The organism is Cohnella thailandensis, assembly GCF_014212135.1.
In the GTDB taxonomy this organism is placed as follows: domain Bacteria; phylum Bacillota; class Bacilli; order Paenibacillales; family Paenibacillaceae; genus Cohnella; species Cohnella thailandensis.
This window is the reverse complement of the sequence record NZ_JACJVQ010000018.1, coordinates 66,237-87,542: the sequence shown is the minus strand read 5'-3', so window position 1 is coordinate 87,542 and position 21,306 is coordinate 66,237. Positions and strand designations below refer to the sequence as shown.

Genomic DNA, 21,306 nt, shown 5'->3' with positions numbered 1-21,306 from the left:
CAGGGTCCTGGGAGAGTAGGAAGTTGCCAAGCCGACAAGCAGAAAAAGCACCCAGCGATGGGTGCTTTTTGCATTGGGATATAAGAGCTCTTCTAGACGATGAATGTCGGTTGGCGGAAGGTGCAACACATTCCTATTTGACATAAGGTAAATTTAGAAGTAAAGTATTTACCTAACCGGGATATTGGGAGGATTCGAATGGCTACCGTCAAGCAAATAGCTGAACTTCTGGGCATCTCCAATGCGACCGTTTCGCGGGTACTGAATCATGATCCCAAGATATCGGTAAGCGAACAAACCAGGGCCGCGATTTTTAAGACGGCCGATGAGATCGGCTATACCAAGAAGAAAATCAATCCCAAAATCGATAATATCGCCTTGCTTTACTGGATCGAAGAGGGCGAGGAGCTCGACAATATTTTTAACGAATCCATTCTGAACGAGATTGTAAGCCAGGCGCAGAGCCGGAACATGAGCTTGGTCAGATACGATAAGCGGGACGGCATTGCGGCGGTTAAAGAGGATATGGCCGGATTCGTTGCGATCGGCTGGTTCGACATGGAGGAGATCGAGCATCTCAGGCGAATAACGCGCAAGGGCGTGTTTATCAATACGCGGCCCGACGAAAGCCTGTTTGACAGCGTCCAGGCCAATCAAGACTCCATGGTGAGGCAGATCGTCGATTACTTCGTCACGAAGGGCCACAAGAGCATTGGCTTCATCGGGGGCCCCGATTACGAGATGGTCACCCATAAGCCCCTCATGGACGTTCGGGAGTGGTCCTTCCGCCAGACGATGGCCTATTACAATCTTCTTAGGGAAGAACAGATTTTCATTGCGGATGCTTTTACCGTCAAAGAAGGATATCGCATCGGCGCCGATGCGATAAACAAGCTGCAGGATGCCATGCCGACCGCGTTCTGCGTGGCCAGCGACGCGCTCGCGATCGGCGTCCTTCAGGCATTTAACGAGCGGCAGTGGGAGATTCCGGGCCGGGTTTCCTTCTTCAGCATCAACGACATCGGCATCGCCCAGTATGTCTCTCCGCCGCTGACGACCTTCCGCATCGACATCTCGATTATATGCAGCTCCGCCTTGGACCTGCTGATGGAGCGCGTGCTAAAGAACAGGACCACGACCAAGACCGTTTATATAAACGGCACCCCGATCTTCAGGAGAAGCTGCTGACTGTTGCTGCGACCGCTCACCGGCGGTCTTTTTTTATACGCGGAAAAGAAATGCGACTTCGTCGGAAAGCGGTTACAAATTTTAATTGACAGATATAGGAGGTTGTGCTAAGATTACTGCAAGTAAATAATTTACCATAATTAAATAAATAATTTATTTGAAAGGTGAAGTTGATGGCATTTATCAAAGGCATGGACATTTCCGTTCAGACAGAAATCGAGCAGCTAGGCGCCCAATATTACAATGACGGAGAGGAAGGCGATGCCGTTCAGATCCTCGGGGATTACAACGTCAACCATATCCGCCTGAGGCTGTGGAACGACCCTTACGACGCCGACAACAAGCCATACGGCGGAGGTACCAACGACCTTACGACAACCATAAAACTCGCGCAGAGAGCGGCGCGGAGAGGAATGGGATTCCTTCTGGACTTGCACTACAGCGACTTCTGGGCCGACCCCGGGACCCAGGTCAAGCCGAAGGCGTGGCAGGACTTATCCGGCGAAGCTCTGGAGAGAGCCGTGTACCATTATACCTTTGACACGTTAAAGGAGCTGGACCGTAACGGAGTTCTGCCCGGTATGATTCAGATCGGCAATGAGATCACCAACGGCTTGCTCTGGTCGGATGGAAGGTTCGAGAACAGCACGGCGATGTTCCGCTTGCTGGCGGCCGGCATCGAGGGGGTCAGAGACTACAATCCCGCCATTCGCATCGTGATCCATCTGGACTGGGGCGGCGATAATTCGCTGTATCGAAGATGGTTCGATACAGCGGCCGCCGCCGAACTGGACTTTGATATTATCGGCTTATCTTATTATCCCTTCTGGCACGGTACGCTGGAGCAGCTCACCCATAACATGAACGATATCTCTTCCCGCTACGGCAAGGATGTGCTTATCGCGGAGACGGCATTCCCCTTCACGACGGAGAAGATCAAGAGCGAAGCGATGATTTTCACCGAGGAGCATGCGGCCTCGGTGCCGTACACCATCGATGAGAAGGGACAGAGTCGATTCATGCTGGATCTGATGAGCGCCATCCGATCCGTCGAGAACAACAGAGGCATCGGCTTCTTCTACTGGGAGCCCACCTGGCTCAATATACGCGAGGCAAGGTGGGCTACGGAGGAGGGGAAAAAATATTTGAGCAATGACGGCATCTCCGCGAATGTATGGGCCAATCTTGCTTTGTTCGATTTTCGAGGCAACGCTCTTCCCGCTCTCCAGGCGATAAGGGATTTCTGATCCGGCCCGGGCCGGAACCAAGGAAGGCAGTTCATAAAGGGGGAACGACAGTGAGAAAGGTATTTCAGGCAATTCTTGCATCGGCAATGAGTCTGGCCGTTCTGTCCGGGTGCGGCAACAACTCCGCGAATTCGGAATCGGCGCCTGCGACGGGGGCCCCGCCCGCCGAATCGGCGGGAGGAAGCGGCACTTCCGGGAAGGGGGGCGAATCCATCACGTTATGGACCAACTTCCAGGTAGAAGCGGAATTGCTTCAGAAGTACGCGGACAAGTGGTCGGAGGAGACGGGCAACAAAGCGACGGTCGTCCAGACGAGCATCGAGCTTCAGCAATTCGCCCAGGCGACGAACAGCGCCGGCGGTCCCGACGGAATATTCGGCATTGCCAACGACCAGCTCGCCAGCTTCGTAACCGCCAATCTCGCGGAAGAAGTACCCGCCGACTTCTACAACGACAGCGATTATGTCAATGCGGCGGTTCAGGCCAGCTATGTGGACGGCAAGCGGTACGGGGTTCCGATTGCGGTGGAGACGGTCACGCTGTTCTACAATACCGACAAGGTATCCGCTCCCCCGGCGACCTGGGACGAATTGCTCGAGACTGCCAAGACAAGCGGCGGTGTCAAGTTCGATGCGACAAGCATCTATTACGATTTAGGCTTCGTCAGAGCCTTCGACAGCTACATCTTCAAGTGGGCGGACAAAGCCTATGACATCGAAGACATCGGACTTGGCAACGACGGCGCGGTTCAGGCTTACGGTTATATCAAGAAGATGGCTGACGAAGGCTTCATCTCGTCCGACATCACCTTCGATATCGCCAGAAGCGCGTTCGAGAACGGGGAAACGGCCTATTACATCGGCGGTCCTTGGGACGTGGACGCCTTCGCCTCCGCGGGCGTGAACTTCGCGGTCGTTCCGATGCCGGCCCTGAACGGGAAGCCCTTCGTGACCCCGGTAGGAACCCAGGTCGGCTTCGTAAGCTCCAAGTCGACTCATAAGGACGCGGTGTGGGACTTCTACCGGTACCTGATCGACGAGGCTTCCGCGGAACTGTATCAAGTGGGAGCCCGCATTCCGGCCAAGTTAAGCGTTCAACAGCAGATCGACATGGATGCGACAACGGAGAGCTTCATGAAGCAGATTGCCAACGGAGAACCGCTTCCTTCCGTTCCGGAGCTGGGGCAATTGTGGACACCTTATACCGATAATATGCGCCTGATGTTCCAAGGCAAGCTGTCGCCGGAGGAAGCCGCCAAGTATATCGATTCGCAATTCAAGGAAGCCATCGAGCTTATGCATTCCGGTTCGTAGGCAAGCTCGTCAGGAGACAGCCGAATGAGAAAAGCGAAGAGTAACCTCACTGCGTATGCTTATTTGTCGCCGGCGCTGATATCGATTTTCGTACTGACCTTTCTGCCGGTCGCTTACACCGTCTATATCTCTTTTACCAACTACAACATGTACCATCTGGACTCCTACGACCTCGTCGGCTGGAAGAATTACGAGACCCTGCTGAACGGCACCATCAAGAATGTGTTCTTCTCCGTATTGGGCTGGACGGTAGGCTTCGCGCTTCTCAGCACCGTCTTGTCCTATGCGGTGGGCATGGGCCTGGCCGTATTGCTGAACAATCCGCACATGAAGGAGTCCGGGATTTACCGCTCCCTTCTTATTATTCCTTGGGCCTTACCCGCGACCATCGCGATTCTGTCCTGGCAAGGCCTTCTCAATGAACAATACGGCGGCATCAACCATTTGCTGGAGACGTTCGGCATTGAGGGAGTTCCCTGGCTGACGAGCGTTTTCTGGGCAAGGGCGGGAATTATTCTCGTCAATGTCTGGCTAGGCTTTCCCTATATGCTGAACGTGTGCATGGGAGGGCTGCAGTCCATCTCGCCCACCTTCTACGAAGTGGCCAACGTGGAGGGCGCATCGAAGTGGTATGCCTTCCGCAGGATTACTCTGCCCCTTATGTTCAAGGTAAGCATTCCGTTGGTCGTGGCTTCGTTCGCGGCGAACTTCAATAACTTCGGGAATATTTACATGATCACCCAGGGCGGACCGGCCAAGGTGAATTCCCAATTCGCCGGCAGCACGGACATTCTGGCCAGCATGGTCTATAAGATGACCACCTGGTCGAACCGATACGATCTGGCGGCGACGCTCAGCATTTTCATCTTTATCATCGTCGGAATCCTGACCCTTGTGAATCTCAGGCTCTCCGGGGCATTTAAGGAGTAGATCGGCATGGGGCAAATCGGATTGGAAAACGGGAGGGCGGTACGATGAAGCGGACGCAACGGACGGGCCTATGGATAAGCCGGCTGGTGATCTGGATCGCCATCTTTTGCACTTTGTTTCCGGCCTATTGGATATTCATGGCGTCCTTCTCCGAAGGACAGAGCTTCTTCAGCGCCACGCTGTTCCCCAAGGCTCTCACGACACAAAATTACGAGCGATTGATCTCGGAGACCGACTTTATGCGATGGGTGGGCAATTCCCTCAAGATCTGCCTGTGGGTGTCGCTTATCCAACTATTCCTGACCAGTACATCGGCTTACGCATTCTCTCGCCTGCGCTTCCCCGGAAGGAAGAACGGGCTGATGACCTTGCTCGTGCTGCAGGTATTCCCAAGCAGCATGGCGGTCTCGGGCTATTACATTCTCATCTATCGGTTCGGGCTGTCGGACAGCGTCTTCGCCCTGATCCTGGTGTTGGCGGGGGGAAGCGCCTTTAACATCTGGCTTCTGAAGGCCTATATCGATACGATTCCGAAGGAGCTCGACGAGGCGGCCTTCGTATCCGGGGCCAGCCATCGGGTCGTGTTCACCCGAATCATTCTGCCGCTGGCGCGGCCTCAGCTCGCGGTTATCTTCGTCTTCTCCTTCATCGCGTCGTACAGCGAGTACGTGATCTCCTCGGTCTTCCTGAATAAGCCGGGCAATCACACGCTGGCGCTCGGCCTTCAGACCTTTATCACGAATCAGTTCGCGGCGAACTGGACGTTATTCGCGGCCGCCGCGGTGCTGTCGTCCTTGCCGATCATGGTCATGTTTATGTTCATGCAGCGATTCATTCAGAACGGTCTGGCCGCAACCGGGGTCAAGGGCTGACGACCGTTCCTCCCGGAAGGAGGTGATCGTCCGACTCGATTGGAGTCTGCCGGCAGGTACGTGCGTATCAGAAGGCAAGTGACAGGAGACCGAATAAGAGGAGGTTTGAATGATGTTGAGAAAACGGTTGCAAAAGACGGCGACGGCGGTGCTCGCCGCTGCCATTCTGCTTGGGGGAAGCATAAACGCTCCTGCTCCCGCCTCCGCGGAAGAGTACGACGATTTTATCCGAGGCGTCGACGTATCCATGCTAAGCATGGTGGAAGACCTCGGCGGGCAATTCTACTCGGACAACGTCGAGGGCGACGCGCTTGAGATTCTCCACGACAACGGCGCCAACTACGTGAGACTGAAGCTATGGGTAGACCCATACGATGCGACCGGCAACCCCTACGGCGGGGGGACCAACGACTTCGAGACGACTCTGGCTCTGGCCAAACGAGCCGATGAGCTGGGAATGGGAATCTTGATCAACTTCCATCTGAGCGACTGGTGGACGGACCCGTCCAAGCAGATCAAGCCGAAGGCCTGGGTCGGATTTTCCTTCTCCAGCTTGAAGTCGACGCTGTACAATTATATGAAGGACACGCTCGACGACTTCGCGGACGAGGGCATCGTTCCCGACATGGTTCAGGTGGGCAATGAGATCCCTACGGGAATTCTGCATAACGACGGCAAGGTAGGGGACGGCAACGACGACTTCTCCGACCTGGCCGAGTTGCTCGGAAGCGCCATCGACGGCGTGAGGGATTCGTCGGCTTCCAATGCCAAGATCATCCTCCACCTCGACCATGGCGGCGATAACGGTCTCTACCTCTGGTGGTTCGGCAACTTGCTCGACGCCGAGCCGAATCTTGACTTCGATATTATCGGTCTCTCCTTCTATCCGATGTGGCACGGAACCATGACCGATCTGCAATACAATCTTAACGATATCAGCAAGAGATACGACAAGGACGTGTTGATCGTGGAGACCGCCTACGCCCACACCCTTGACGACGGCGACGGAGCGGGCAACGTATTTATAAGCGGCGACGAGAACATCGCGGGTTACCCTGCGACGCCTCAAGGCCAGTTCGACTTCATGAACGATCTGGAGTCCATCATCCTCAATGTCCCGGACAGCCGAGGGCTCGGTTATTTCTATTGGGAGCCGACCTGGCTGCCGGTGGAAGATGCGGTCTGGGGAACGGCGGCCGGCGTGGCGTACGCCAACGATTCCGTAACTCCGACCAATACGTGGGATAATTTGACGCTGTTCGATTTTGACGGGAATGCCCTCGATTCCATGAATCTCTTGAACGAGCCCGCTCCGAACCTCGTGACCAATCCGAGCTTCGAAGTCGACGGGTATACGAATACCCCATCCGGCTGGAACGTGTGGCTTCCGAGCGGCGTCTCCGCCACGACCGTCAAGACGGAGAGCGGCTACGCCTTCGACGGCGATTACAAGCTGACGTTCTGGAATTCGTCGAGCTATAGCGCCTCCATCTACAAGACCTTTACCGGGCTTGAGAACGGAACATATTCGTTCAGCGTATGGGCCATGACGAACGGGGATCAAACGACGCTGCAGCTCTACGCCAAAAATTACGGAGGCTCGGAGTTAAACGCGACAATCGGCACGAGCGATATCAACTGGAACCTCTTCACCATCGATAATATCGAGGTTACCAACGGGACGTGCGAGATCGGCATCTATACGGCAGCCGGGGCGAACGATTGGCTTAACCTGGATAAGGTTATGTTTAGAAAAGTGGAATAACTATTCTTTAGAGCGGCGGATCTTCCCCAAGCAAGGCCCGGGACGCGGTTGATTCCGTATTTCGGGCTTTTTCGATGCGCCTCGATTGCAGAATAGGGTAAAAGTCCTCTTCTTGAGTACAGCCCACAAAAAAAGACCCGCGGCAATCGAAGCCGCGGGCGAAGGTAAACTTATATATCAGAAGGGGTGGGCATGTCCTAATCTTATCCGCCGACGATTAACGCAGCCTGATGGCAACCTTAAAATAGGATGAAAGTTGAGAATGAGCATGTTTCTAGACTCGATTGCTCGATTCTTCTCAACCTTCGTACATACTCTCCCTTCCAAGTCGACTCCTCATCTGCGACAACAGCTTCATAGCCTCCCCTCTACGCTCATTAGACGTCCATTCGGTCCTTTTCTCCCCCAACTCATACAGCGGAATAATCCATTTTCGAATAGCATCCACACTTAATTAGTTTGGCAAACAAACAAAGCAAGGAAACTTCGACTCTTGGCCGCTCTGCATGGAGTCGTAGGAAGCCAGGAGCGTGGTTAGCTAAACTAGGCTCCCCGCAAAGGGTGATCATCCATGCCGGAACACTGGGCTGTCCATACAATATTGGATATATCGGAAATGTAACGGGATGAGCGGATCGTTGATCCTGATCGGAGGAGATCTGATAAATGAAATTCGTGATCATGGCGGGAGGGCGGGGCAATCGCTTATGGCCGCAGAGCACCGAAGGGAGACCTAAGCAGTTCCACTCCCTGGCGTCGAGCGAATCGATGCTGCAGACGACTTACCGCAACCTTGCCAGCCGGGTCGCCGAAAGCCGGATCTTCGTCGCGACCGCCGCCCAATTCCGTTCCCTGGTCCTGGAACAGCTCCCGGAGTTGGAAGAGAACCGATTGATCAGCGAACCGCAGCAGAGAGACACCGGTCCTTGCGTCGCGATGTCCGCGTTGCATTTTCTAAAGAAACAAGATGACGAGGTCATGGTCTGCCTTCCGTCGGATCAGAATATACCGGATACGGGCGCCTTAATGGACTCACTGACGCTAGCTGCGGAGTTCGCGGGGGCTTCCGGCTCGATCGTGACTCTCGGCGTGGTTCCGACCCGGGGAGAGACCAATTTCGGCTACATTCAGGCGGAGAGGGGATCTGCGGTCGGACGGATCTCCAAGGTTAAGGCTTTTATCGAGAAACCGAATGAAGGAAGGGCCCGCCAGCTGGCTTGCGCGCCCGACGTGTATTGGAATAGCGGTATTCTTATCTGGAAGCCGTCAACCATCAAGCGAGCGATGGAGCTATATCAGCCAGACATGTGGAAGAAGATGGAGGAGGCCGGCGATCGGCTGGAAGCGATCTATGGCGAGCTGCCCCGCCTATCGGTCGACTATGCCGTTTTGGAGAAGAGCGATGAGCTGTATACAATCCCGGTGTCCTTCGAGTGGGACGATATGGGACGTTGGACGTCGCTTGAGAGAGTCAAAAGCGCGGATGCGACAGGAAATATCCTGCAGGGACCCGTGGAAACGAGCGAGAGCAGCAACAATATCGTCATCGCGGATCGCCCGGCTATTGTCATCGGAGTTCAGGACCTGATCATCGTCTCGTCGCCTCAAGGGCTCCTCGTGAGCAGCAAAGAGAAGGAGTCGGCCCTGAAGGCGATCGTACAGCGGATTGAGAATCGCAAGGAGAACTTGCGGGAATGAGGCATTGGACCTGAGACCCGGATGCAGACCCTCTCGCAATGAGGTAAGATAGGAGGAAAATGGAAGCAGGTGCCGAATGCAAATCCGTCAGCTTACGGAGAGAGACTTCGACGAACAGATTTCGTTATCCGAGTTCGCTTTTCAATATCGTCTGTCCGCGGACGAGCGGGACGCGAAGAGAGAGAAATTCCGTCCGGAGCAGAGCTGGGGAGCCTTCGACGAGCAGGATCGGCTGCTTTCCCAGCTGACCATTCTTCCTCTGGAGTGTTGGGTCGGAGGCAGGGCATTGAAAATGGGCGGGATCGCCGGCGTATCGACATGGCCGGAAGCGAGAAGGATGAACTGCGTGACCCAGCTGCTCGCGAACTCGCTGTCGCATATGCGAGAGCAGGGGCAGACGATCAGCATGCTGCATCCGTTCTCCGTCCCGTTCTATCGGAAGTTCGGTTGGGAATTGACCATCGAGCAGAAGAAGTATGAAGTCGAGACGGCCCTATTGCCCAAACGGAAGGACGAGCCGGGACGAATGGAAGCGATCGACAAGCGGGGCGAATCGTTAAACGAGCTGTACGAGACGTTCGCCTCTACCTATCAGGGAGCGTTAAAACGGGATGCAGACTGGTGGGCGAACCGGGTTCTGGTTAAGCCGGGAAGAGTATCCGCGTGGAGGAATGAAGGCGGGGCCTTGGAGGGATATCTCTTCTACGAGGCGAAGGAAGGCGTCGTGACGGTTCGCGACTGGGCGGCGCTGAACGAAGAGGCCCGATCCGCCTTGTGGACCTTCTTGGCCAATCACGATTCCATGGCGAAGACGATTCGGCTGGAAGCTCCGATCGACGACGGCTTATCCTTTCTCCTGCCCGACCCGCGCGGCGTCAGGCAGGAGGTTCACTCCTACTTCATGTCCCGCATCGTGGATGTGGAAGGGTTCGTCCGCCAATATCCGTTCGCCGAGGCTCCGGCTAACGAAGAATTGACGATTCGGGTAACGGACGAGCACGCTCCTTGGAATCATAACGTCTTTAAGATTACTTGGGAAAAGGACGGCACGGCCAGCGCGGCGGCGACGGAAGGCGAAGCGGAGGCAAGCTGCCATATCCGCGCGCTGGCGGCGATGCTTCTCGGCAACCGCAGGCCCCAGTGGCTTTACCGCAGCGGATTGCTCGCCGGGAGCCCGGAGGCCGCTAAGCTGCTGGAACGGAGGATTCCCGCCCATACCCCCTTTCTTCCCGACTTTTTCTAAAGGCAAGAATAAGCGGCAGGCAGAACGAACTTCGTTCTCGCCCGCCGTTCTGCTTTAACGGCTGTTAACGCGGCTAAGGAACCGGGTAAGAATAAGCGAGGAGAACGGTTCTCCGGATCCTTCATGAAGGAGATTCCTTATCCAATCGGGGAATCGTGAATACCCTAATAATCCGAAGGGTTAGACGCGCGTCCGTCCGATAAAATGCGGCGGATTTGTCTATACTTGTACTGTCGGCCGGGTTCTGCGCCGCGGGTAAAAAAAGCCCGGAACCGCTTCAATCCAAAGGAATCGGCAGCAGAACTTCTAGCCACTTGGCAATTCGTGCAAGAGTGATTATAATGAGTATATAGTCAAAGAAAGTCAAAGTCAGAGTCAAGCTTCGGAAGGGAGGTCGGTCGATGCGCAACATCTCGGATCTGATTGAACAATACCTAAAGCAGATTTTGTCGAGCAGCCCGGGTGGGGCCATCGAGATTCAACGCAGCGATCTCGCGGAGAAGTTCTCCTGCGTTCCATCCCAGATCAACTACGTCATCAGTACGCGATTCACTCTCGAGAAGGGTTATTACGTCGAGAGCAAGCGAGGCGGGGGCGGATACATTCGCATCCAGCGCGTGGATCTGCCCAATCTGGAAGCGGTGCAGCGGCACATTCAGCTGACGATAGGCGATCAGATCGATCAAACCGCGGCGGAAGGCTTGGTTTATCAGCTGGAGGAAGCTTGTTTCCTGACTCCCCGAGAGGCTCATCTCCTTAAGGCGGCCATGTCCAGGGACACGATTCAGCTCAAGCTTCCGCTAAGAGACGAGCTCCGCGCCAGGCTGCTGAGAGCCATGCTTGTTGCTTTGCTGTCCAAGTAGCGGCGGCAAGGAGAAAGGAGGGTTCACGATGTTATGTCAGGAATGCGGCAAGAGGCAAGCTACCTTGCATTTTACGAAAATCGTTAACGGAGAGAAGGCGGAGCTGCACATTTGCGAATCGTGCGCCCGGGAGAGAGGGGAACTGATCCCCGGCACTTCGAGCGGGTTCTCGATCCACAATCTGTTGTCCGGCCTGCTCGACTTCGAGAATCCGAACGCCGGCGCCAAGGCTCCCGTTCTCCGCTGCGAAACCTGCGGAATGACATATACTCAGTTCAGCAAGATCGGCCGGTTCGGCTGCAGCCAATGCTACAAGCACTTCGCGGATCGGCTGGACCCTCTGCTGAAGCGGGTGCACGGCAATACCGTTCACGTCGGCAAGGTTCCGAAGCGCGCGGGCGGCAAAGTCAAGACGAAGCGGGAGATCGAGCGCCTGAAGAAGGATATGCTCGGCCGTATCGAGAGAGAGGATTTCGAGACGGCGGCGCAGCTTCGGGACCGCATCCGGGATCTCGAGAAGGAGATCGGCGGCGGATAACGGCCATGGCGCCACGCTTCACGCGAAAGGAGGAGGATACCCCGATGACCAAGCCCGAATTCGCCAAGGATGCGCTAAGCCCTTGGATGAAGAAGGACGGCCCAGACAGCGACGTCGTGCTGAGCAGCCGCATACGGATCGCGCGCAACCTGCGAGCGTATCCCTTCCCGATGCTGTCGACGCCGGCTCAGTCCGAGGAAGTCGTCGAGCAGCTGCTCGGCGTAGCGGAGAGCGGCAGACTGGGAGGCCTCGGCCCGATCAAGACCTATCAATTATCGAACCTGACGGAGCTGGAGAAGCTGGTGCTCGTCGAGAAGCACCTGATCAGTCCGGCTCTGGCGAGCGAGTCCCGCAACGGAGCTCTGATCCTTAGCCGGAACGAGGATATCAGCATCATGATCAACGAAGAGGATCATCTGCGGATCCAATGCCTGTACCCCGGCTTCCAGATCAAGGAGGCATGGGAGTACGCCAGCAAGATCGACGATATTTTCGAGGAGAGCGTCGACTTCGCCTTCGACGAGAAGCACGGATATTTGACCAGCTGTCCGACGAACGTCGGAACCGGGATTCGGGCTTCCGTCATGATGCACCTGCCGGCGTTGGTGCTGACGGGCCAGATCAACCGGATTCTCTCCGCCGTCACTCAGGTCGGATTGGCCGTTCGCGGCATTTACGGAGAAGGCAGCGAAGCGACGGGCAACCTGTTCCAGGTGTCGAACCAGATTACGCTCGGGCAATCCGAGAGCGAAATCATCGACAACCTCCACGCCGTCGCCCATCAGATTATCGGCCACGAGAAGGCGGCAAGGGAGCGCCTGATGGGCGAATCCCGGGCGCGGCTCGAGGACCGGGTGAAGCGCTCGTACGGCATTCTGTCCTATGCGGGAATCATGGATTCCAAGGAAGCGGCGCAGCGGCTGTCGGACGTTCGGCTCGGCGTGAACCTGGGGCTGCTGCCCAGCCTCAGCCAGCAAACGCTGAACGAGCTGATGGTCTCGACGCAGCCCGGATTCCTGCAGCAGAAATTCGGAGAAGCGCTCAGTCCGGAGCAGAGGGACATGACAAGAGCGGAGATTATCCGTTCCCGACTGGCAACCTAAGCTCAAATGTTCTATTCTATCTCTATAGGGGAGGTGTTGTCTCATGATGTTCGGAAGATTCACCGAACGAGCACAAAAGGTGCTTGCGTTGGCTCAAGAAGAAGCCGTGAGACTGGGACACAATAATATCGGCACGGAGCATATTCTGCTCGGATTAATTCGCGAAGGCGAAAGCATTGCCGCCAAAGCGCTTATCGCTTTGGGCCTCGGGCTTGAGAAAATCCAGGACGAGGTTGAATCGCTGATCGGCCGCGGTCAGGAGCAGCCGACCAATATCGCTTACACCCCTCGCGCCAAGAAGGTCATCGAGCTCTCGATGGACGAGGCGCGCAAGCTTGGCCATACCTACGTAGGAACCGAACACATTCTTCTCGGCCTGATCCGGGAAGGAGAGGGCGTCGCCGCCCGCGTTTTGAATAACCTGGGCATCAGCCTGAACAAGGCCCGCCAGCAAGTGCTTCAACTGCTGGGCAGCAGCGAGAGCGTATCGCAAAGCCACGGCCCGTCCTCGAACGTCAGCACGCCGACGCTCGACGGCCTGGCCCGCGATCTGACCGCCAGCGCCAGAGACAATAATATCGATCCGGTGATCGGCCGCTCGAAGGAGATCGAACGCGTCATTCAGGTTCTCTCCCGCCGCACGAAGAACAATCCGGTGCTCATCGGCGAACCGGGGGTCGGCAAGACGGCGATCGCCGAAGGCCTGGCCCAGAAGATCGTCAACAACGAGATTCCGGAGACGCTTCGCGACAAGCGCGTCATGACGCTCGACATGGGCTCCGTCGTCGCGGGCACGAAGTATCGCGGCGAGTTCGAGGATCGCCTGAAGAAGATCATGGACGAGATTCGCCAAGCCGGCAACGTCATCCTGTTCATCGACGAGCTGCACACGCTGATCGGAGCAGGCGGAGCGGAAGGCGCGATCGACGCCTCGAACATTTTGAAGCCGGCCCTGGCTCGCGGAGAGCTCCAATGCATCGGGGCCACGACGCTGGACGAATACCGCAAGTATATCGAGAAGGATGCCGCGCTGGAGCGCCGCTTCCAGCCGATCACGGTGGATCAGCCGTCCCCCGAGGAAGCGATTCAGATTCTTCACGGGCTGCGCGACCGCTACGAGGCTCACCATCGCGTGAAGATCACGGACGAATCGATCGAAGCGGCCGTGAAGCTGTCGGACCGCTACATCACCGACCGCTTCCTGCCGGATAAGGCGATCGACCTGATCGACGAGGCGAGCTCGAAAGTCCGCCTGCGCTCCTATACGATTCCGCCGAACCTCAAGCAGCTGGAGTCGCGCCTGGAGGATATCCGCAAGGAGAAGGACGCTTCGGTGCAGAGCCAAGAGTTCGAGAAGGCGGCTGCCCTCCGCGATACGGAGCAGAAGATTCGCGAAGAGCTCGAAGCGACGAAGAACCAGTGGAAAGAAAAGCAAGGCCGCACCGACTCGGAGGTGACTCCGGAGGATATCGCCCAAGTCGTCGCCAGCTGGACGGGAATCCCGGTCAGCAAGCTGGCGGAGGAAGAGACCGAACGCCTGCTGAAGATGGAAGAAATCCTGCATGACCGCGTCATCGGTCAAGAGGAAGCCGTCAAGGCCGTCGCGAGAGCGGTTCGCCGGTCCCGCGCCGGGCTGAAGGATCCGAAGCGTCCGATCGGCTCGTTCATCTTCCTCGGTCCGACCGGCGTCGGCAAGACCGAGCTGGCCCGGGCGCTCGCGGAAGCGATGTTCGGCGACGAGAACGCGGTCATCCGCATCGACATGTCGGAGTACATGGAGAAGCACTCCACCTCGCGTCTGGTCGGAGCGCCTCCGGGATACGTCGGCTATGACGAAGGCGGCCAGCTGACGGAGAAGGTTCGCCGCAAGCCGTACTCGGTCGTCCTGCTGGATGAGATCGAGAAGGCTCACCCGGAAGTGTTCAACGTGCTGCTGCAGGTGCTCGAAGACGGCCGTCTGACCGATTCGAAGGGCCGCACCGTCGACTTCCGGAACACGCTGATCATCATGACCTCCAACGTCGGGGCCGATCAGATCAAGCGCAACTCGACGCTCGGCTTCACGGCCGCACAGGATGCGGGACACGATTACGCCGTCATGAAGGAGAAGGTGCTGGGCGAGCTGAAGAAGTCGTTCCGTCCGGAATTCCTGAACCGGATCGACGAGATGATCGTCTTCCATCCGCTGGAGCAAGAGCACATCGCCCGGATCGTTACGCTGATGGCCGACGAGCTTCGCAAGAGACTCGCCGAGCACGACGTGGAGTTCGAGCTCACCGACTCGGCGAAGGCGTTCCTCGCGAAGGAAGGCTTCGATCCTCAATACGGAGCTCGTCCGCTGCGCCGCGCGATCCAGAAGCATATCGAGGATCGCCTGTCCGAGGAGCTTCTGCTCGGCAAGATTCAGAAGGGCCACAAGCTGCTGATCGACGAAGAGGAAGGCGCGCTCGTGGTCAAGATGAAGGACGAAGTCGTATCGAATTCGTAACGGGAAAATTAGCCGGAGAGAGCGCAGGGAAGTCTGCGCTCTCTCTCTTTTTTGCATTTCACCAAACGGGGAGGCGGGCCATACCCTATAGCAAATCCGAAGGCGAAGAGGGGAAGCCCGATGTACCGAAGGCGAAGAAAGCCGATCCTCTGGAGACAGCCGTTCTTGCTTCTTCTAAGCGGAATCGGATTCGTTCTGTTGCTGCTCATTCTGAGCAAAATCCTATTTGTGCTGTTCTACTTGTTCGGAGGCGTTCTGCTCGTCGCCGTCGTCCTGTGGTTCGCTTGGAGATGGTGGTGGTATCGCTAGCTCCGGCTCGGGGCTGTCCTTTGGGCAGTCTCTTTTTTTAGGCAAAAAATCGACTTTCCGCCGTTAGACGCATTTTACCCTTTCATCCGAACATGGTACACTTTTAATATCGAATCGTTGAGGGGACCGAGATGGCTAAAGTCAAGACGAAATTCGTGTGCAACGAATGCGGCACCGAATCGCCCAAGTGGATGGGCAAGTGCCCGGGCTGCGGCGCCTGGAACTCCATGACGGAGGAGACGGAATCCGTCACGAAGGCTCCCGTGGGACGAAGCGAGATGCTTCGCACGAAAGAAAAGCCCGCTTCCATCATAGATATAGATAGCGGACGGGAACCGCGAATCTCTACCGGACTTACCGAATTGAATCGAGTTCTCGGAGGAGGGCTCGTTCCCGGCTCGCTGATGCTTGTCGGCGGAGATCCGGGGATCGGGAAGTCGACCCTTCTGCTGCAGACCTCCAACTCTCTCGCCAGTCAAGGCTTGAAGGTCCTGTACGTATCGGGCGAGGAATCGGTCCGGCAGACGAAGCTAAGAGCCGACCGATTGGGCACGCTAAGCGATAAGCTGTTCGTGCTCTGCGAGACGAATCTCGACTTTATCGAGGAAGCGATCACCTCGCTGGAGCCGGACTTTCTCGTGATCGACTCGATTCAGACGGTTTACCGTCCGGACGTTCCTTCCGCGCCGGGCAGCGTCGCCCAAGTCCGCGAGTGCACCACTCAGTTCATGCGCATCTCCAAGATCAACGGAGTCGCCACCGTGCTTGTCGGACACGTTACCAAAGAAGGAGCGATCGCGGGGCCGCGGCTGCTGGAGCACATGGTCGACTGCGTGCTTTATTTCGAAGGGGAGAGACATCACTCCTACCGGTTGCTTAGGGCCGTTAAGAATCGTTTCGGCTCGACCAACGAGATCGGAATTTTCGATATGACGGAAGACGGGCTTCGGGAGGTAGCCAATCCTTCCGAGCTGTTCCTGTCCGAGCGGCCGCTGGGAGTCGCGGGCTCCTGCGTGGTCGCCAGCCTGGAGGGAACCCGTCCGGTGCTGGTCGAACTGCAGGCGCTGGTCGCCCCGACGAGCTTCCCGTCTCCGCGAAGAATGTGCTCCGGACTCGATCATCATCGAATTTCGCTGGTGATCGCGGTGCTGGAGAAACGCATGGGATTGTTCCTGTCGAACCAGGATGCTTACGTGAACGTGGCGGGCGGAGTGAAGCTGGATGAGCCGGCCGCGGATCTGGCGGCCGCGGTCAGCCTCGCTTCCAGCTTCCGGGACTTGCCGACGAAGCCTTACGACGTCATCTTCGGGGAAGTCGGCCTGACCGGCGAAGTAAGAGCCGTATCCCGGGCGGAAACGCGGGTGAAGGAAGCGCTGAAGCTGGGCTTCAAGAGGGTCATCCTCCCGGAGCAGAGCATGAAGGGCTGGCAGCCGCCCGCCGGGATCCAGCTGATCCCGGTCAAAACCGTGGCGGATGCCATGAAGGCAGCATTGGAATAAGGGGGTGCCGAACCGATATGAAAGAAACCAAAGAAAAAGAACTCAAAGAAAAAGAGCATCCATCGCAAACGATGAATCAGCTGCTGCAGATGGTCGCCCCCGGGACGCCGTTTCGCGACGGTCTGGAGAACGTGCTGCGCGCCAAGACGGGCGCTTTGATCGTCGTCGGATGCACGCCGGAGATCATGGAAGTCGTGGACGGCGGCTTCAGCATCGACTGCGATTTCAGTCCCAACTACTTGTACGAATTGGCCAAGATGGACGGAGCGATTATTCTAAGCGAGGATGCCAAACGCATACTCTATGCCAATACCCAATTGATACCGGATTCCTCGATCTCCTCGATCGAAACCGGGATCCGGCACCGCACGGCGGAGCGGGTGGCCAAGCAGACCGGGAAGCTCGTCGTCTCCATCTCCCAGCGGCGCAATATCATCACGTTGTACCAAGGCAATCTGCGCTACTCCCTCAAGGAGACGGGTGTCATTCTCACGAAAGCGAATCAAGCGATCCAGACGCTGGAGCGGTACCGCGCGGTTTACAACCAGGCGCTTACCAACCTGTCCGCCCTTGAGTTCGAGGAGCTCGTCACGATGCATGAGGTGGCCTACGTCATCCAGCGCTCGGAGCTGGTGCTTCGGTTCAAGGCCGAGATCAACCGGTACGTGCTGGAGCTCGGCAACGAAGGACGGCTCATCAATATGCAGATGGTCGAGCTGGTCGGCTCGGCCGAAGAAGAAGCCCGCCTGATGCTGAAGGACTATGCGCGGGACCCGAGCGAGGACAAGATCAAAGAGATTCAAGCGACGCTCCGGAAGCTGACCTCCGAGGAGCTTCTGGACACGAATTACCTGATCCGCTTGCTCGGCTATACGTCCATCAGCACCGTCGCGGAAGACGGCTTCCATCCGCGCGGCTATCGGCTGCTCAGCAAGATCCCGAGGCTGCCGAGCGTCATCATCCACAATCTGGTGGAGCGCTTCGGCTCGTTCCCTCACATGATGATGGCTTCCATCGAAGAGCTGGACGAAGTGGACGGCATCGGGGAAGTGAGAGCCCGTTCCATCAAGGAAGGGTTAAAAAGGATTCAGGATCAGGTGTTTATTGACAGACAGATTTAACGAGTCTAGAATGAACTAATGGCATCGGCCCCTAGGCGACTAAGGCGCGAGGCATGGACATGAACATAAAGTCATTTTTTCTTTTTTTTTTGATTTTGCTTCGGATGGGCATAGTAAAGTCGAGGTGGATCCATGATCACGAAATCCATACCGAACTTGTTTACAATAGGCAACCTGTTTCTCGGCGTTCTCTCCATTATTTTGGCGTTCAATGACCGGGCGGACGGGGCTGCTCTGTTGGTGATCATCGCCATGCTCTTGGACGGATTGGACGGCCGGGTCGCACGGGCCTTGAACGTGCAGAGCGAATTCGGCAAGGAGCTGGATTCGTTGTCCGACGTCATCTCGTTCGGCGTCGCCCCCGCATTCATCATGTATCAAGCCGCTTTCTCGACGGATGTCAGCGAAGCGCTTGCATGGATCGTTACCGCCATATTCCCGATTTGCGGAGCCCTTCGGCTCGCCAGGTTCAACGTCATCGAAGGGATTCCCGGGTACTTCATCGGACTGCCGATACCGGCCGCCGGCGGGGTGCTGGCTACCCTTGCGCTGTTCAGTCAAGACTTGAACGTGTACCTGCTGCTTCTCGCAACGCTTGCCTTATCTTTCCTAATGGTCAGCAGCATCAAATATCCGAACTTCAAGAAGCTCGGGCTTCCCCGGGCTGCGGTGTGGGCGGTGCCGCTCGTCGTGGCCGCCGCCATCTTCCTGGCGTTCCTGTTCCCGCGGGCGATCCCGAGGGTCATTCTGGGACTCTTGCTCCTGTACGCCATCTGGGGCCTAAAAAAAAACGTTGATACTTTGGTGTCCAGACGCCGCAAAAAACGGTCGAGGGACGAGAATCCGCGTTCGAAGCATAGCGCATAAAGCGCTGCCTGACGCAACTCAATAGCAGTCGCACAGCCGCAAAACGAAAAAAGGGCCGTCTCTTCCGAGACAGCCCTTTTGCCATTCAACTGAGCTTGACGGCAATTCTCAGCGTGTGATCGTTCGGCAGCTCCGTCGCCGCTTCGTATCCAAGCAGCTCGGCGAGGGACCGGAAGGGAACCAGCAGCACGTCCCCGGCCATCTTCGGAGCCGCATCCAACTCGAAGGATCGCCCGTCGGCCTCGGCTTCGGTCTCGCCTAGCTTAAGGGAATACTTGCGATGCTCCCGCGCGAGTTGCAAGGTCTTCGTCTCATTGTCCCATTGCAGGCTCGCCCCGAGCACGGTGGCGGCTTCCTTGGCGGGCACGAGCAATTCCTTCTCCCCGACGGCGCGAATCTCGGAGAAGGTCGGCCGCTGCTCGGCGTCGCCTCTCTTCAGCGAGAACACCGCGTTCCGCACGCGGTTGCCATCGGCGATGAGGAGCGAAACGAGCTGCTCCTCCAGCGTATCCGCGAACGCCCTGACGTTGTCCGCCGTGACCCGGTACTTCGCGTCGTCTTCCCCGATTCTCTCTGCGATCCAAGTGTTGACGTCCTGATTATAGTGGGACAAGTCCTTGTAAAGGCTCAGATCGAAGGTGATGTCCGCTTCCGTCTGAAAGTCGTAAACCTTCGCATTGGGCAGACGGTCGAGCTGCTCGAACATCCATTCCCCCATCTCCAGCTGATTGCGGTACCGCGCTTCGTTCGTGGTTTTCCACACCTCGTGTCTTAGAATGCTGTAAGGCGGATAGAAGAAAATAAATTGCGTCTCCGGATGCAGCCGCACCAGAGAAAGGATATTCGTCGTAAAATTCTGTTTTATGAGCTCGAGCGGCTCCTCGTTGAGTCCGAAGTACTTCTCGTTCGCCTGGGCGAGCCGGTAGTCCTTCATCACCTTCTCGGCCGAGAAGCCTCCGGTGCCGTTCCAGTTGCCCAGGTACTCCAAGTCCCGGTTGTTGCCGTTCCGGTGGGCGTGCACCAGGCTCTTGGCGAGCATCGTATACACCGACAGGTTAAACCAGTACTTGTAGTCGTTCGTCCAATCGGAGTCGTAGAGGTAATCGGGAAAATCGGCCGCGAGCTCGGGATCCTGTTCCTTCAGCGCGAAGTAGTCGAGCCCCCACAGCACCTGCTTGACCTTGCCCGTATCCAGCGCGAGCTTGGCGATTTTGCGCTGTTCGTCCGCCATCGAGCCTCGCATCGACAGCTTCATCGCCTTCCCGTGAAGGGCTTTCCCCACGACGGACGGCAGGAAATTCTCCGTCATCGAGGTGCCGACGATAATCGTGTCGTAGTCGAAGTTCTTGGCCAGCCCCGGATTCTGGTAGCGCTCCTCCGTGAAGAACACCATGGGAATGACGGAAGCCTGACGATAGAATTGAAGCGGATCGATGGCGACGGTAAAAATGCAGATAAGGACGACAAGCGAGACGGTAGCGATAACGAAGCTGCGAATCCATGTACGATGGGCCGCCTTGGCGCTCCTCTTGGTCCGGGGATGGGGAGAGGCTGCGGGTTTGGCGGCGGGGATAGGTGCTTGCACGAGTATGCCCCTCTCTGGATGGCCTCGAATGCAGGCTGTTTTTACTAATAACTATAACGGTTTGCCGGGTTAACTGCCAAGACATAACGGAAACAAGAAGACCGCCCAGGGGCCTCTATCGGCCTAGGACGGTCTTTGTCTTGCTTGCGCCAAGCGCGAGGGCTAGGTCATGTTGAACAGCCCGAGCGTCGAGCACTTGTCGGATTCCTTGGCGACGACGTCTTCCAGGCTGATGCCGAGAAGGTTGCCTAGCGCCGACATGTAGAACATGTTCTTGCCGAGTTCCGAGCGGATGGCATCCCGGCAGTTCTCGCACAGCTCGCCGGCCATATGCGACTTGGATTGGCGCATCGCCTGGTCGAGAGGCAAGTCCTCCGTAAAGCCTTGATGCCGAGCGTTGAGCTCGATGCAGCCGCATTCCGTAATGGCCTTGGACACGGCTCTGTTCACTGATGCGTTGGCTTGGCTGTACTTGGTGACGACATCCAGCAGACTGCGGTGACGGAGCAAGAGTTCCGAGACCTGCTGCTGAAACTCCTGCAGAGTGACTGCGCTCATCCGTTCCACCTCGGTTACCGTGATTTGCTTTGCTAAGGACTATTATAGAGCAAGGCTACCGGTATTTCAAAAGGAGAAAAGACGGCGCCCGCCCGAAGAAAGTTTGAGAGGTTCGTTCG

Annotated in this window: 18 protein-coding genes; 16 read left to right on the top strand and 2 right to left on the bottom strand. The window is 56.8% G+C overall.

All coding sequences use genetic code 11. The features are described 5' to 3' along the window. Positions 1–198: 198 nt before the first annotated feature. From H7B67_RS31145 to pssA, 16 genes are all read left to right on the top strand, one after another. Positions 199–1,188, top strand: a complete 990-nt coding sequence (locus H7B67_RS31145) for a LacI family DNA-binding transcriptional regulator (RefSeq protein WP_185121769.1) — start codon at positions 199–201, stop codon at positions 1,186–1,188. A gap of 173 nt (positions 1,189–1,361) precedes the next feature. Beyond that, positions 1,362–2,435 (top strand): glycoside hydrolase family 53 protein, encoded by a 1,074-nt coding sequence (locus tag H7B67_RS20700; RefSeq protein WP_185121768.1) that lies wholly within the window; start codon positions 1,362–1,364, stop codon positions 2,433–2,435. A 50-nt stretch (positions 2,436–2,485) separates the two neighbouring features. Continuing rightward, positions 2,486–3,748, top strand: coding sequence for an extracellular solute-binding protein (locus tag H7B67_RS20695; RefSeq protein WP_185121767.1), 1,263 nt, complete (start codon positions 2,486–2,488; stop codon positions 3,746–3,748). 24 nt (positions 3,749–3,772) lie between these two features. Further along, positions 3,773–4,678, top strand: a complete 906-nt coding sequence (locus H7B67_RS20690; RefSeq protein ID WP_185121766.1) for a carbohydrate ABC transporter permease — start codon at positions 3,773–3,775, stop codon at positions 4,676–4,678. Between the two features lie 44 nt (positions 4,679–4,722). Beyond that, complete coding sequence (locus tag H7B67_RS20685) at positions 4,723–5,550, top strand: sugar ABC transporter permease (protein WP_185121765.1); 828 nt, start codon at positions 4,723–4,725, stop codon at positions 5,548–5,550. A 109-nt stretch (positions 5,551–5,659) separates the two neighbouring features. After that, the gene (locus H7B67_RS20680; RefSeq protein WP_185121764.1) at positions 5,660–7,315 is read left to right on the top strand and encodes a glycoside hydrolase family 53 protein; all 1,656 of its coding nucleotides are present in this window, start codon (positions 5,660–5,662) and stop codon (positions 7,313–7,315) included. Positions 7,316–7,981: 666 nt separating this feature from the next. Continuing rightward, a complete protein-coding gene (locus tag H7B67_RS20675) occupies positions 7,982–9,013 on the top strand; it encodes a mannose-1-phosphate guanylyltransferase (RefSeq protein WP_185121763.1) in 1,032 nt (343 codons plus the stop codon). 76 nt (positions 9,014–9,089) lie between these two features. After that, positions 9,090–10,256, top strand: a complete 1,167-nt coding sequence (locus H7B67_RS20670; protein ID WP_185121762.1) for a GNAT family N-acetyltransferase — start codon at positions 9,090–9,092, stop codon at positions 10,254–10,256. A gap of 401 nt (positions 10,257–10,657) precedes the next feature. Then, positions 10,658–11,119, top strand: coding sequence for a CtsR family transcriptional regulator (locus tag H7B67_RS20665; RefSeq protein WP_185121761.1), 462 nt, complete (start codon positions 10,658–10,660; stop codon positions 11,117–11,119). Between the two features lie 28 nt (positions 11,120–11,147). Then, a complete protein-coding gene (mcsA, locus tag H7B67_RS20660; protein ID WP_185121760.1) occupies positions 11,148–11,657 on the top strand; it encodes a protein-arginine kinase activator protein McsA in 510 nt (169 codons plus the stop codon). A gap of 44 nt (positions 11,658–11,701) precedes the next feature. Beyond that, positions 11,702–12,760, top strand: coding sequence for a protein-arginine kinase McsB (mcsB, locus tag H7B67_RS20655; RefSeq protein ID WP_185121759.1), 1,059 nt, complete (start codon positions 11,702–11,704; stop codon positions 12,758–12,760). Positions 12,761–12,803: 43 nt separating this feature from the next. Beyond that, complete coding sequence (gene clpC, locus H7B67_RS20650; RefSeq protein ID WP_185121758.1) at positions 12,804–15,248, top strand: ATP-dependent protease ATP-binding subunit ClpC; 2,445 nt, start codon at positions 12,804–12,806, stop codon at positions 15,246–15,248. 120 nt (positions 15,249–15,368) lie between these two features. Further along, positions 15,369–15,557: a hypothetical protein gene (locus H7B67_RS20645; protein WP_185121757.1), complete on the top strand. Its 189-nt coding sequence runs from the start codon at positions 15,369–15,371 to the stop codon at positions 15,555–15,557. Between the two features lie 131 nt (positions 15,558–15,688). Further along, positions 15,689–17,056 (top strand): DNA repair protein RadA, encoded by a 1,368-nt coding sequence (gene radA / locus H7B67_RS20640; protein ID WP_185121756.1) that lies wholly within the window; start codon positions 15,689–15,691, stop codon positions 17,054–17,056. A gap of 17 nt (positions 17,057–17,073) precedes the next feature. Next, positions 17,074–18,177, top strand: a complete 1,104-nt coding sequence (disA, locus tag H7B67_RS20635) for a DNA integrity scanning diadenylate cyclase DisA (protein WP_185121755.1) — start codon at positions 17,074–17,076, stop codon at positions 18,175–18,177. Between the two features lie 132 nt (positions 18,178–18,309). Further along, positions 18,310–19,044, top strand: a complete 735-nt coding sequence (pssA, locus tag H7B67_RS20630) for a CDP-diacylglycerol--serine O-phosphatidyltransferase (protein WP_185121754.1) — start codon at positions 18,310–18,312, stop codon at positions 19,042–19,044. Positions 19,045–19,129: 85 nt separating this feature from the next. Here pssA and H7B67_RS31340 read toward each other — a convergent pair whose 3' ends face one another. Together H7B67_RS31340 and H7B67_RS20620 are read right to left on the bottom strand one after the other, a co-directional pair. Further along, entirely contained in the window at positions 19,130–20,629 is a 1,500-nt protein-coding gene (locus H7B67_RS31340; protein ID WP_185121753.1) for a stalk domain-containing protein, read from the bottom strand. A gap of 162 nt (positions 20,630–20,791) precedes the next feature. Then, complete coding sequence (locus H7B67_RS20620) at positions 20,792–21,187, bottom strand: nucleoside triphosphate pyrophosphohydrolase family protein (protein WP_185121752.1); 396 nt, start codon at positions 21,185–21,187, stop codon at positions 20,792–20,794. Between the last annotated feature and the right edge of the window lie 119 nt (positions 21,188–21,306).